Genomic DNA, 12,389 nt, shown 5'->3' with positions numbered 1-12,389 from the left:
CATCGTAATGTGCTCCTTCGTCATGCGTGCCCCTCCCGCTTAAATATAAAGGGGACATTTTAGAATTGGACGAAGGGGACATTACTGCTTTGGGCTAACACGGCGTGTGATTTTCCTAGCGTCGCTTGGGTGTGATGGTTATAATTAGCGGTTTTCCGGATTGCTCCGGTTTTCTCCTTGCCCCACCCACGCTTTTGGCGCGGCGGGGGCTGTCACCCGTAGGGAGCATTTTAGATGCGGCATTACGAAATTGTTTTTTTGGTTCATCCTGATCAAAGCGAGCAGGTTGCGGCGATGGTCGAGCGTTATCGTAGCCTGGTTGAGGGCGATGGCGGTACGATTCACCGTCTGGAAGATTGGGGGCGGCGTCAGTTGGCGTACCCGATTCAGAAATTGCACAAGGCGCATTATGTGTTGATGAATGTGGAGTGCGGTGAGCATGCCTTGGAGGAGATGGTCAGCGCGTTTCGTTTCAACGATGCGGTGTTGCGTCACTTGGTGATCCGTATGGATAAGGCTGAGACGGAGGCTTCGTTGTTGATCAAGCGTCGCGATGATGACGATGATGATGCATCGGTTTCTGCAGATGATGATGGTGACACGGATGGTGATAACGACAATGATGGTGATTATGATGAGGATCATCGCGCCAAGGGTTCTGATGTGCGTCCGCAAGCGGATTGATCATTGCGTTTATCCTGTTATTTTTGAGTTTTAGGAGTTGACTGCTGATGTCTCGTTTTTTTCGTCGCCGCAAATATTGCCGTTTTACCGCCGAGAATGTTGAGTCTATTGATTATAAAGACCTCAATACGTTGAAGAATTTCATTACTGAGACCGGGAAGGTGGTGCCTAGCCGGATTACCGGGACCAGTGCCCGCTATCAGCGTCAGTTAGCCACGGCGATCAAGCGTGCTCGCTATTTGGCGCTGCTGCCTTATACCGATAATCACTAACGCTGTGTTGCTGATCAGCGCGCATGCTTGCGCATCGGCCACGCGCCTGCCTACGATTTAAATGAAAGCGCTTGCCTCGTTTGTCATGCAGACCCGCTTGCGGGCGGTAACGGCCACCGCAGGTTTTGGGATTGGCTTTTTGCTGTTGCCGCCGTTGGCGATGGTCAGTAATGCCTGTCTGGCCTTGGTGGGCTTGCGCGCTGGGCTGGTGTCGGCGCTGTGGGTCGGGGCGGGAGCGGCTGGGGTCTTGGCTTTGCTGGCTTGGGCCTTGGGTCTGTCGCCGCTGCTTGGGGTGTTCATGGGGCTGGTGCAGTGGCTGCCTAATGTGGCGTTGGCGCAGGTTTTGCGCCATACCGCTTCATGGGCCTTGACTCTGCTCGGTGCGGCCTTGCTGGGGATTGGCGCGGTGCTGTTGTTGCATCTGGCGGTGGCTGATCTGCCGGGGGTGTGGCTGGAGATTCTTGAGAATACGCTGGGCCCCTTTCTGTCACAAACCGGGATGCCGCCTGTGGAGGTGACGCAGAATCTGGTGCGGGCGGCGGAGTTGATGTCGGGCATTCTGGCGATGGCGATGGTGTTGAATATGGCGGTATCTTTGTTTATCGCCCGCTATTGGCAGGCTGCGCTGTACAATCCGGGTGGTTTTGCGCAGGAGTTTCAGGCGCTGCAATTGGGCCGGATTCCGGCGTTGATTTTGCTGGTCTTGCTGCTGGGTTCCTGGCTTGGGCAAAGTAATCTGCTGACCGAGCTTGCATTGATCATGCTGGCGCTGTTTTTCCTGCAGGGGCTTGCGCTGGTGCATGCTTTGTGTCGCAGTTTGAAGATGCATCGCGCCTGGTTGATCAGTTTGTATGTGCTGTTGGTGTTTGCGTTTCCGCAGATGATGGTGATTCTGGCGACCTTTGCGGCGCTGGATGCCTTTATGAATTTTCGGCAGCGTTTGCCCCCTCCGCCGCCTCCCCGAGATGCTGATCAGGCTGATTAAACCCTTCTTTTCAGGCCGTGGATTGCCGCGCACAGGCCGTGTTGCTGGTGTTAAGGCGCGCTTTTGGATGAAGGTCGCTATCCCCGGCCCCCGAACAAAAATTTATATGAGGTCATACCACGATGGAAGTCATTTTGTTGGAGAAGGTCGAGAATTTAGGACAGCTTGGCGATAAGGTGCGGGTACGCGCCGGCTTTGCGCGTAATTTTCTGATTCCAAAGGGTAAAGCGAAGTTTGCTACGCCTGAGAATATTGCAGCATTTGAAGCGCGTCGCGCTGAGCTTGAGCAGGCGGCAGAGGCTTTGGTGGCCGATGCGCGTGTGCGTGCTGAAAAATTGGCCGGAATGGGGCAGATTAAAATCGCCTCCAAGGCGGGAAACGAAGGCAAGCTGTTTGGTTCTGTCGGCGCGCAAGATATTGCGCAGGCAGTGACCGAGGCCGGGGTGAAGCTGGATAAGCGTGAGGTGCGTTTGCCCTCGTCCAGTCCGCTGCGCCATACGGGCGAGTTTGACGTTGAGGTTCACTTGCACACGGACGTTAAAACCAGCATCCGCATTGAGGTTGTTGCTGAGGCCTAAGCGGGCGCATTGTTGTTGGGAGCGCCGGGGGATATCCTGCGGCGTTCCTGTTGATGTTCGTGCCGGTCGGCTGACGGGCACTCCCCCTTGCTAATACGCTGGTCTGCTGGCCGGTGTTCCCTACATTTACGCGATACAGGTAAGAACGGATGGAAGGCGCAGCCCCTAAGGTGCCACCGCATTCCATGGAGGCAGAACAGGCCGTTTTGGGCGGCTTGATGCTGGAAAACAGCGCTTGGGATACGATTGCGGATCGTGTGTCTGAGGTGGATTTCTACCGTTATGATCATCGCCTGATTTTTCGCGCCATCACTGAGCTTGCCAGTCGCAATACCCCGTTTGACGCCATCACCCTGTCGGAATATCTGGAAAAGTGCAATCTGCTTGAGGATGCCGGGGGGCTGCCTTATTTGGGGCGGCTGGCTCATGATGTGCCGAGTGCGGCGAATATCGGGGCATACGCTGATATTGTGCGTGACCGCTCGGTGTTGCGCCAGCTCATTGATGCGGGCAGTCAGATTGCCGAGAGTGCGTTTAACCCCAAAGGTCGTGATACCCGCAGCCTGTTAGATGAGGCGGAACGGCTCGTGTTTGCGATTGCCGAGAAAGGCACGCGTGCGAATCAGGGATTTCGCAGTATGCGCACGCTGTTAAACAGCACGATTGCAGAAGTCGAAATGCTGCATGAGCGGGATGATCCGATTACCGGCCTGTCAACGGGCTATTATGAGCTGGATACCCTGACCTCTGGCTTGCAGGGCGGCGATCTGGTGATTGTTGCGGGTCGTCCGTCGATGGGCAAGACCACCTTTGCGATGAATATCGCCGAGTTTGCGGCCCTCAATAAGCAGGTGGCGGTGGCGATTTTCAGCATGGAAATGCCGGCTGAACAATTGGTGCTGCGCATGATTTCTTCGCTCGGACGCATCCAGTTGCAAGGTCTGCGCACCGGTAAACTTGAGGAAGAAGACTGGCCGCGCCTGACCAGTATCGTGTCGCTGCTCTCGGAAGCCCCGATTTTTATTGATGATAGCCCGGCGCTGTCCCCTACCGAGGTGCGGGCGCGCACCCGGCGCTTGGTGCGTGAGCAAAAATCCATTGGGCTGGTGGTGATTGATTACCTGCAATTGATGCAGTTGCCGGGCAATAAAGAAAATCGCGCCACGGAAATTGCCGAGATTTCGCGCTCGCTCAAGGCCCTGGCCAAGGAGATGCGCGTACCGGTGATTGCACTGTCGCAGCTTAACCGCAGTCTGGAACAACGCCCCAACAAGCGGCCCGTGATGTCAGATTTGCGCGAATGCGTCAGCGGCGATACGCCGGTGGTGCTGGCGGATGGGCAGCGCGTGCCGATTGCATCGCTGGTCGGTCAGTCGCCGTGGGTGTTGGCGCGCAATCCGCAGGGTGTGATTGAGGCGGCGCTGGCGCAAAGTATCTGGCCTGTGGGTGTGCGCGCCGTGTTGCGGCTGGATTTTGCCAGCGGACGGCAATTGCGCTGCACCCCGGAGCATCGGGTATTGACGCCGCACGGCTTTGTCGAGGTGCAGCATTTACGTCCAGGCGAGGGGGTGGCGCTGGTGGATGAATCTGGCCTTGGTCAGATCATTCAGGGTCGATCATCAGAACCCGCGCAGGCCGTACGCTGGGATGCTCTGGTGTCGCAGGCGGCGGATGGAGTGGCGGAGGTCTTTGACATCTGCGTGCCGGGTCATGCCTGCTGGCTGGCCGATGGTTTGATTAGCCATAATTCCGGCGGGATTGAGCAAGATGCGGATGTGATTGCCTTTGTCTATCGTGATGAGGTGTATGACAAAGACAGCGCCGACAAAGGCGTTGCCGAGATCATCATCGGCAAGCAGCGCAACGGTCCTATCGGTACGGTGCGCCTAAGCTTTGTAGGGCATTTCGCCCGCTTTGACAACTACATCCCAGAGGTTTATACGGGCGAGGGCTTTTAGTGAAACGTAGCGCCAGCAAATGGCTTGATCTTGAGGCGCTGCGCGCCAACGCGTCCCTGGCGGTGAATCAGGCCGGGGCGGCAGAGGTTTTGGCGGTGATCAAGGCCAATGCCTATGGGCATGGGATGCTCGCTGCGGCGGAGGCTTTGGCGGATCGGGTGGCGGGCTTTGCGGTGTCGTGTGTGACGGAGGCGATGGTGCTGCGCGAGGCCGGTATCCGCCTGCCGATTGTGGTGTTGCAGGGCTTTCAGGATGTGGCCCAGTTGCGCTGCATGGCGCAGCTTGATCTCTGGCCGGTGATCCATCAGGACGCTCAGCTCAGCCTGCTGGATCAGGCCACGCTGAAACGCCCGCTACATGTCTGGATTAAGCTGGATAGCGGCATGCATCGGCTGGGCTTTGCGCTGCATACGGCCCCAACGCTGCATCAACGCTTGCTTGGCTGTGCCAATGTTGCGCCGGACTGGGTGTGGATGACCCATCTGGCCTGCGCCGATGAACCCCTGCGCGGTGAAAATAGCCAGCAGCGCGCCCAGTTTGCTGCGGCCATTGATCCCTTGCCGGGGGGCTACAGTCTGGCCAATTCGGCGGCCTTGTTATCCCCCTTATCACAAGATGCGGCGGTGACATCCCTTGCCACCAAGGCACAGTGGGTACGCCCCGGCATTATGCTTTACGGCGCCTCCCCCTTGGCCGGACAAACAGCGGCCAGCTTAGGCTTGCAGGCCGTGATGACCGTCACTGCGCCACTGATTGCGATCAATCACTTGCCGGCTGGGGCCTGCATTGGCTATGGCGGTACTTATGTTTGCCCGCATCCGATGCGGGTGGGCGTGGTGGCCATAGGCTATGCCGATGGCTATCCGCGCCACGCGCCCAGCGGCACGCCGGTGCTGATTCATGGACAAACCGTGCCGCGCCTTGGGCGGGTGTCGATGGATATGATCAGCATTGACCTTTCCAGCATCCCGCACGCGCAACTGGGCGATACCGTGACGCTGTGGGGCAACGGTCTGGCTGTCGATGACATCGCCCAGGCCGCCGATACCATTGCCTATGACCTGCTGTGCGGGGTCAGTGGTCTTTGAGGTGTGTGTTTGCGGTCAGGACAGGCAGTTTCTGAGCGCCTCAAGGGTGACATACGTACCACAACGGCAGCTTCCGGCCAGTTGCTGGCAGGGCTGGTCGGGTTCACCCAGATGATCCAGCACGGCCAGGGCACCGTCGAAAGTGTCTTCGCGGGTGTAGCCATTAAAGGTAATCAGCGTCGCTATTCCGGCAGCGTGCGCCGCCTGCAGCCCTTGCGCAGAGTCTTCAATCGCCAGGCAGTGCTGCGGCGATAACCCCAGCTGCTGCATGACATAATGATAGATATCCGGGGCCGGTTTTTTCGCGGGGACGACATCGCCGGCGCCGATGACGGCAAACCACTCCAGGCTGTGCGCGCCCAGGGTGGCCTGCAGTAAATGCGCGACGTTGCTATGCGTGGTGGTGGTAGCAATGGCCAGGGTTATGGCGCGGTCGCGGGCCTCCTGCAAAAGACGCTGGATGCCTGGACGCAGGGGAATGGCACCGTCTTTGACCAACATCTGATAATGTGCGGTCTTGCTTTCATGCAAGGCGATGATGGTCTGCTCAATCCCTTGCTGTTCGAGCCATTGGGGATGGTGGTGCTGGAGATAATAGCGGATGCGTTCCTTGCCGCCGGTGACGGCCAGCAACTCCCCGTACAGATCCTCTGACCAATGCCAGTCCAGCCCGACCGCTGCAAAGGCGGCATTGAACGCCACGCGATGACCGTCGCGCTCGGTATCGGCCAGGGTTCCATCGACATCAAAAATCAACGCCTTTAAGCTCATCATTTTTCCTCGTTATACAAACAGGTGATTTTCATGCAAGAGACAACCCTTCTGCGACCGCTTGCGGTCGGTTCGATGGCTAATATCGTCTATTTAATCCAGGATGTGAATACACAGCGCGTGGCCGTGGTGGACCCGGCCTGGGAGGCGCAACGGATTTTGGCCGAAGTGGCCGCGCTGGGCGGGCAACTGAGCGATATTTTTCTGACCCACAGTCACAGCGATCATACCAATGCGGTGGCTGAACTCCATGCGCAGACACAGGCCACTGTGCATCTGCTGCGTCCCGAAGCCGAATTTTGGGGGGCTCAGGCATTTCCATTGACGGAACATGAGGATCAGGATGTCTGCTATCTGGGGGATACGCCGATCCGCTGGCTGCACACCCCAGGGCATACCCCCGGCTCGGCCTGTCTGTTAGTCGGCAATGACTTGCTGACCGGGGATACCCTGTTTGTCTATGGCTGTGGCCGTTGTGATCTGCGCGGGGGCGATGCCGCACAACTGTTCGCCTCTCTGCACAAGCTCTGCACAACCCTGCCCGCACAAACCCGCATCCACCCGGGGCATGATTACGGCTGCCAGCCAAGCTCCACCCTCGCCGAGCAGATGCAGGGCAACCCTTTCCTGCAGTTTACAGAACTCACCGCCTTCACCCACTACCGGCTATACGAACACGACCGGACACGCAGCAGCCCGTATACGCCCGTCTAACAGGCTCGCCTAACCTCAGCTCGATACGAAGTGGCGGCGGCTTTTGCAGCGGCATCGGGAAGATGCCGCTCCTACAGGACGCTCTCGCTTTAGCGGCGGGCTTTGTCGATCAGGCCGCTGGCGATGGTGAGCAGGTCGTTAAACCCACGGGCTTCCTGACCGAGAACGATAAAGCGGCCATCGACGGCGATCATGGGGACGGCGTTGATCCCATATTGGGTGGCTAAGGCGTCGCTGGCCTGCAGACGGGCGGTGACCTGTTCTGACTGAAAACCGGCCTGGAAGGCGGCAATATCGACATCGTGCAGTTCCAGCCAGTTGCTGATAGCGCGTTCGGTGTACAGGCGGCGGCCCTGACGGCCCAAGGCGTCAAAAATCAGTGGATTGAGGCGCTGGGTGTCGCCCAGATCGTCGAGCACAAAATACAGGCGGGCCAGATTGGCCCAGGCCATGCGCCCAAAAGACACCGGCTGCTGGCGAAAGATAATGTCGTCGGGCAGTGTGGCAGCCCAGGCCTTGATCAGGGGGTCAAATTCACCACAAAAGGGGCAGCCGTAGGAAAAAAATTCGATGACCTCGATTTTTTCCGGGTCTTGCCGAGGCGCGGGCGGGACAATTGGACGCCAGTCGATGCCTTCGCGTAAGGCGTGGGCTTGCCCCCAGGCCAGCGGGATGTTGCTGGCTCCGGCCAGCGCTACGAGATACTGATTAAAGCGGCGTCTTGTGATAGGCATAAGGGGCCTCTTGATAGGCTAAGGGTTTTAGGTGTGGCGGCATCGTCCCTGCCTGCGCCGTGTGCGTCGCGGCAGGCAGGCAGATGCGGCTTAAAAAGAGCGACGGCTACCGGCCTGCGCCGCGTGCGTCGCGGCAGGCAGGGAAGCCGCCGCTACTTGCGTAGATTGCCATGATCGCTGCTGCGCTGACTGCGATGCAATAGCCAGCCGGCAATCAGTACGCCGATGCTGACCACGACGACTATCACCGTGGCCAGGGCGTTGATCTGCGGACTGACGCCCATGCGCACGCTGGAATAGACCACCATCGGCAGGGTGGTTGCACCGGGGCCGGAGACAAAGCTGGCAATCACCAGATCATCCATTGACAGGGTAAAGGCCAAAAGCCACCCGGCCAGCAACGCCGGGGAGATGATCGGCAAAATGATCACCACAAACACCTTCCACGGACGCGCCCCCAGATCCATCGCCGCCTCTTCCAGACTGACATCAAGCTGCGACAGGCGCGATTGCACAATCACGGCGACATAGGCGGTGCTGAAGGTGATGTGCGCTAAGGTGATGGTGGTCATGCCACGCCCATCCGGCCAGCCGATGAGTTGTTCCAGATGCACGAATAGCAGCAGGGCGGACAGCCCCAGAATGACCTCCGGCATTACCAGCGGCGCAGTGACCATGCCGGCAAACAGGGTACGTCCGCGAAAGCGGCTGAAGCGTACCAGGGTCAGCGCGGCCAGCAAGCCCAGCACGACGGCAAAGGTGGCATTGAGCGCGGCAATGCGTATAGACAGCCACAACGCGGTGAGAATCTGCTCATTTTCCAGCAGCGCCACATACCAGCGCGTAGAAAAGCCGCCCCAGACGGTCACCAGGCGGGAATCGTTGAAGGAATAAACGATCAGGGTGATGATGGGCAGGTATAAAAAGGCATAGCCAAAGGCCATGCCGGTAAACAGCCAAAAGGAGCGCCGCCCGCTCATGGGTTGACCTTTTGGGTGGTCTGGCGTTCGCCGATGCGCTGCAATAACAGCAATGGCAGGACCACCACCAGCAGCATCGCAATCGCCACCGCTGAGGCCACCGGCCAGTCACGGTTGGCGAAAAATTCACCCCACAACACTTTGCCGATCATCAGCGTATCCGGGCCACCGAGCAGATCGGGGATGACAAATTCCCCCACTGCCGGGATAAACACCAGCAGACTGCCGGCAATCACCCCCGGCAGCGACAAGGGCCAGGTGATGGTGACAAAGCTTTTCCACGGACGCGCTCCCAGATCGGCAGCGGCTTCCAGCAGGCCTAAATCCTGACGCACCAGGGTGGCATAGAGGGGCAGTACCATAAAGGGCAGGTACGAGTAGACAATGCCCAGATATACCGCAAAATTGGAATGCAGCAGGGCCAGGGGCTGCTCAATCAGGCCCAGCCACATGAGCAGTTGATTGATCAGGCCCTGATTTTGTAACAGGCCCATCCAGGCATAGATGCGAATCAAAAAGCTGGTCCAAAAGGGCAAAATCACCAGCATCAACAGCACCAGGCGCCATCCTGCCGGGGCGCGGGCAATTCCTAAGGCCATCGGATAGCCAATCAATAAACAGATGACGGTGGCAATCGCCGCGACCTTGAGCGAGTTGAGATAGGCCGCCAGATACAGCGGGTCTTCCCACAGGTAGGCATAATTGCCCAGATGCAGGCGAATCAGCAGGGTCTGATCCTGGGTCCATTCCCACAGACTGGTATAGGGCGGGCTGGCCAGCACCATTTCCGCCAGACTGATGCGCAGCACAATGAAAAACGGCAACAGCAGAAAAACCAGCAGCCAGACATACGGCGTTGCCATCACCAAGGTGCGGCCCAGACGCCCCTGGGTGAGGCTTTTTACGCCGCGATCAAACTGCAGCCGCAGGCGGGCCGAGGATGGGCCGCTTGCGGTCGTGGCCGAGGGCAGGGTACTCATAGGGTCAGCACCACTCCGGCATCTTCATCCCAGGCCAGTAATACCTCATCGTCCCAGGTCAGCGGGCCAGCAGTGCGCCGCGCCAGATTGGTGACCTGCACCTGCACCGTGCTGCCTTGCTCGGTGCGCACATGATAAATCGATACATCGCCCAGGTAGCCGATTTCCTTGACCGTACCACGCACCCAGTTGGTGTCGGGGTTAGGGATCTGCGCGGCTACATGAATCTTTTCCGGGCGCAGAGCTACCGCCACCGGGGTGCCCACCGCCAGGGGGGTGGGATGATACAAGGTGATGTGTTGTGCGGCTGCCTCGGTGTGAATGGTCAGCAATTCCGCCGCTTCATCATAGCCCTCCACCCGCCCCTCAAAAAGATTGGCCGCCCCGATAAATTCCGCCACAAAGCGCGAGGCGGGGTATTCATAAACCTCAGAAGGGGTGCCAATCTGGAGAATGCGTCCGGCCTCCATCACCGCCAGACGGGTCGACATGGTCATCGCCTCTTCCTGATCATGAGTGACCATGATAAAGGTCGTTCCCACGCGCTCCTGAATGTTCACCAGCTCAAACTGGGTACGTTCGCGCAATTTGCGATCCAGGGCACCCAGCGGCTCATCGAGTAACAATAATTTGGGATGTTTGGCCAGGGAGCGCGCCAGGGCCACGCGCTGGCGTTGGCCACCGGAGAGCTGGTCAGGCTTGCGCCGGGCAAAGTCTTGCATGTGTACCAGCTCCAGCATCTCGGCCACCCGCGCTTTGATCTGTGCCTTGGGTAAGCGCTCCTGGCGTAGCCCAAAGGCGATGTTTTGCGCCACGCTCATGTGCGGAAACAAGGCGTAAGACTGAAACATCATATTGACCGGGCGCTCATACGGCGGGGTATCGGTGACATCCTCGCCATCAATCCACACCCGTCCCTGGGTAGGCCGTTCCAGCCCGGCAAGGATACGCAGCAAGGTGCTTTTGCCACAGCCCGAGGCACCGAGCAGGGAGAAAAACTCGCCGCGAAAAATCTCCAATGAGACCTCATCCACGGCATAATGCCCGCTCTCAAACACCTTACTCACCTGCTGAATCTGCAAAAAAGGGCGAGCCGTGGGGTCTTGCCAGGCATCTATCAGCGCCGGGTCACGTTTTGTTTGTGCCATAAGGACATGTTGATCAGGGTAAGGGTTTGTAACTGCTGGCTAAAATCTATCATTTTCTATAAAAACCTTGTCTTTTTGCGCCCGGTTGCGCTGTGCTTTGTTATGTAGTAGGCTGTCCTTGTGCGCTTTTGCACCGTCCAGACAGGCTACGGCTGGACGTTAATCCGTACGCAAGAGTTATGTAAGACCCGGTTTTTCCTGGCAATAGCAGTGACGGCGTATACAAATCCGTGAAATAGATTTTCATAGATTTTTAGTAGCGGTACGCCAGGTCAGCGCCCGGCATGGAAAAGACCGGTCTTGCGACCGGTCACACAATCCAGCCGCACCCACTAGCGCCCGGTGCGAATCCGCGTCCAGGTGCGCACCCGCAGACGTTGCACAGAGGCGGGCAGGGCCTCCAGTGTCACCAGTCGCTGGCGCAAGTCACTGTCGGGATAAATCCCCGGGTCGTTGCGAATCGCCTCATCAACCAGTGCTGTCGCGCTGGCATTGGCATTGGCGTAGGCCACCACATTGGTGATCTCGGCGATATTTTCCGGCTGCAGCAGAAAATCAATGAAGGCGTGGGCATTTTCCGGGTTGGGGGCATCGGCGGGAATGGCCATCACGTCAAACCACAGCACCGCGCCTTCCTGCGGAATCAGATAATCGACTGTCACGCCACGCCCGGCCTCCTCAGCCCGGTCACGCGCCTGCAACACATCCCCGGAATAACCGTGGGCCACGCAGATATCGCCATTGGCCAGGTCGTTGATATATTTAGAGGCGTGAAAATAGCGAATAAAGGGACGCACCTGAGCAAACAGCTCAGCCGCTGCGGCAATCGCCTGGGGGTCGTGGGTGTTGGGATCTTCGCCCAGATACATCAAGGCCGCCGCCAGGGCCTCACCTTCATCATCCAAAACGGCAATGCCGCAGCCTGACAGCTTTTCTGCCAGCGCCGGATCAAAAATCAGCGACCAGGAATCGGGGATCTTCTCGGTACCCAGCGCCTGCTGCACCTTGGCGGGATTAAAGCCGATGCCGGTGGTACCCCACATATAGGGGACGATATAGCGGTTGTCCGGATCAACGCTGGCAAGCTTCGCCAGCAGGCCCTCATCCAGATGCACCCGGTGGGGCAGCAGGGAGAAGTCCAAAGGTCGGTACAAATTGGCCTCAATATGGCGTTTGGCAAAGGGTTGCGCTGTGGGGAAGATCACATCATAACCACTGCGCCCGGCCAACAGCTTGGCCTCCAGAATCTCGTTGGCATCGTAGACATCATAGACCACACGAATGCCGGTTTGCGCCTCAAAGCGCTGGATCACCTCATCGGCGATGTAGTCAGACCAGTTGTAGACGTGTACCACCGAGGCCTGTGCCGCTACCGTCAAAAAACTCAGGCCCAACAAACACATTATCACGCTGCGCATGGTGCTAACACTCCCAAAATCTTGCGGTGAATGAAACGCAAAGCGCACACAGGCCCCCACGCGGAGCGCCTGTGTGTGC

At 58.2% G+C, this 12,389-nt stretch carries 13 protein-coding genes; 7 read left to right on the top strand and 6 right to left on the bottom strand.

Annotated features, from left to right (window positions below):
* Window positions 1-234 precede the first annotated feature (234 nt).
* From rpsF to alr, 6 genes are all read left to right on the top strand, one after another.
* Entirely contained in the window at window positions 235-684 is a 450-nt protein-coding gene (rpsF, locus tag THISIDRAFT_RS04415; protein WP_006786824.1) for a 30S ribosomal protein S6, read from the top strand.
* 47 nt (window positions 685-731) lie between these two features.
* The gene (gene rpsR / locus THISIDRAFT_RS04410) at window positions 732-956 is read left to right on the top strand and encodes a 30S ribosomal protein S18 (RefSeq protein WP_006786825.1); all 225 of its coding nucleotides are present in this window, start codon (window positions 732-734) and stop codon (window positions 954-956) included.
* A 61-nt stretch (window positions 957-1,017) separates the two neighbouring features.
* Window positions 1,018-1,941 carry a YybS family protein gene (locus THISIDRAFT_RS04405; RefSeq protein WP_040851781.1) on the top strand — a complete coding sequence of 308 codons (924 nt, stop codon included), beginning with the start codon at window positions 1,018-1,020 and terminating at the stop codon, window positions 1,939-1,941.
* Window positions 1,942-2,063: 122 nt separating this feature from the next.
* A complete protein-coding gene (rplI, locus tag THISIDRAFT_RS04400; protein WP_006786827.1) occupies window positions 2,064-2,519 on the top strand; it encodes a 50S ribosomal protein L9 in 456 nt (151 codons plus the stop codon).
* Window positions 2,520-2,668: 149 nt separating this feature from the next.
* Window positions 2,669-4,477 (top strand): replicative DNA helicase, encoded by a 1,809-nt coding sequence (gene dnaB / locus THISIDRAFT_RS04395; RefSeq protein ID WP_006786828.1) that lies wholly within the window; start codon window positions 2,669-2,671, stop codon window positions 4,475-4,477.
* A complete protein-coding gene (gene alr, locus THISIDRAFT_RS04390) occupies window positions 4,477-5,565 on the top strand; it encodes an alanine racemase (RefSeq protein WP_006786829.1) in 1,089 nt (362 codons plus the stop codon). Before dnaB ends, alr begins: the two co-directional genes overlap by 1 nt.
* A 15-nt stretch (window positions 5,566-5,580) precedes the next feature.
* Here the strand turns inward: alr and THISIDRAFT_RS04385 are convergent, their stop codons facing one another.
* A complete protein-coding gene (locus tag THISIDRAFT_RS04385) occupies window positions 5,581-6,339 on the bottom strand; it encodes an HAD-IA family hydrolase (protein ID WP_217159140.1) in 759 nt (252 codons plus the stop codon).
* A gap of 30 nt (window positions 6,340-6,369) precedes the next feature.
* Between THISIDRAFT_RS04385 and THISIDRAFT_RS04380 the strand changes: the two genes are divergently transcribed.
* On the top strand, window positions 6,370-7,050 hold the full coding sequence (locus tag THISIDRAFT_RS04380; protein WP_006786831.1) for an MBL fold metallo-hydrolase: 681 nt from the start codon (window positions 6,370-6,372) through the stop codon (window positions 7,048-7,050).
* A gap of 89 nt (window positions 7,051-7,139) precedes the next feature.
* On the opposite strand, the gene THISIDRAFT_RS04375 is transcribed toward THISIDRAFT_RS04380, so the two are convergent.
* The 5 genes from THISIDRAFT_RS04375 to THISIDRAFT_RS04355 form a co-directional block, all read right to left on the bottom strand.
* Window positions 7,140-7,784: a thiol:disulfide interchange protein DsbA/DsbL gene (locus THISIDRAFT_RS04375; RefSeq protein WP_006786832.1), complete on the bottom strand. Its 645-nt coding sequence runs from the start codon at window positions 7,782-7,784 to the stop codon at window positions 7,140-7,142.
* A gap of 152 nt (window positions 7,785-7,936) precedes the next feature.
* Window positions 7,937-8,764 carry an ABC transporter permease subunit gene (locus tag THISIDRAFT_RS04370; protein ID WP_006786833.1) on the bottom strand — a complete coding sequence of 276 codons (828 nt, stop codon included), beginning with the start codon at window positions 8,762-8,764 and terminating at the stop codon, window positions 7,937-7,939.
* Window positions 8,761-9,744, bottom strand: a complete 984-nt coding sequence (locus THISIDRAFT_RS04365) for an ABC transporter permease subunit (RefSeq protein ID WP_006786834.1) — start codon at window positions 9,742-9,744, stop codon at window positions 8,761-8,763. Before THISIDRAFT_RS04365 ends, THISIDRAFT_RS04370 begins: the two co-directional genes overlap by 4 nt.
* On the bottom strand, window positions 9,741-10,892 hold the full coding sequence (locus THISIDRAFT_RS04360) for an ABC transporter ATP-binding protein (RefSeq protein WP_006786835.1): 1,152 nt from the start codon (window positions 10,890-10,892) through the stop codon (window positions 9,741-9,743). Before THISIDRAFT_RS04360 ends, THISIDRAFT_RS04365 begins: the two co-directional genes overlap by 4 nt.
* Before the next feature lie 332 nt (window positions 10,893-11,224).
* The gene (locus tag THISIDRAFT_RS04355; RefSeq protein ID WP_006786836.1) at window positions 11,225-12,310 is read right to left on the bottom strand and encodes an extracellular solute-binding protein; all 1,086 of its coding nucleotides are present in this window, start codon (window positions 12,308-12,310) and stop codon (window positions 11,225-11,227) included.
* Between the last annotated feature and the right edge of the window lie 79 nt (window positions 12,311-12,389).

The organism is Thiorhodospira sibirica ATCC 700588, assembly GCF_000227725.2.
Classification (GTDB): Bacteria; Pseudomonadota; Gammaproteobacteria; order Ectothiorhodospirales; family Ectothiorhodospiraceae; genus Thiorhodospira; species Thiorhodospira sibirica.
This window is presented reverse-complemented; position numbering and strand designations above follow the sequence as displayed.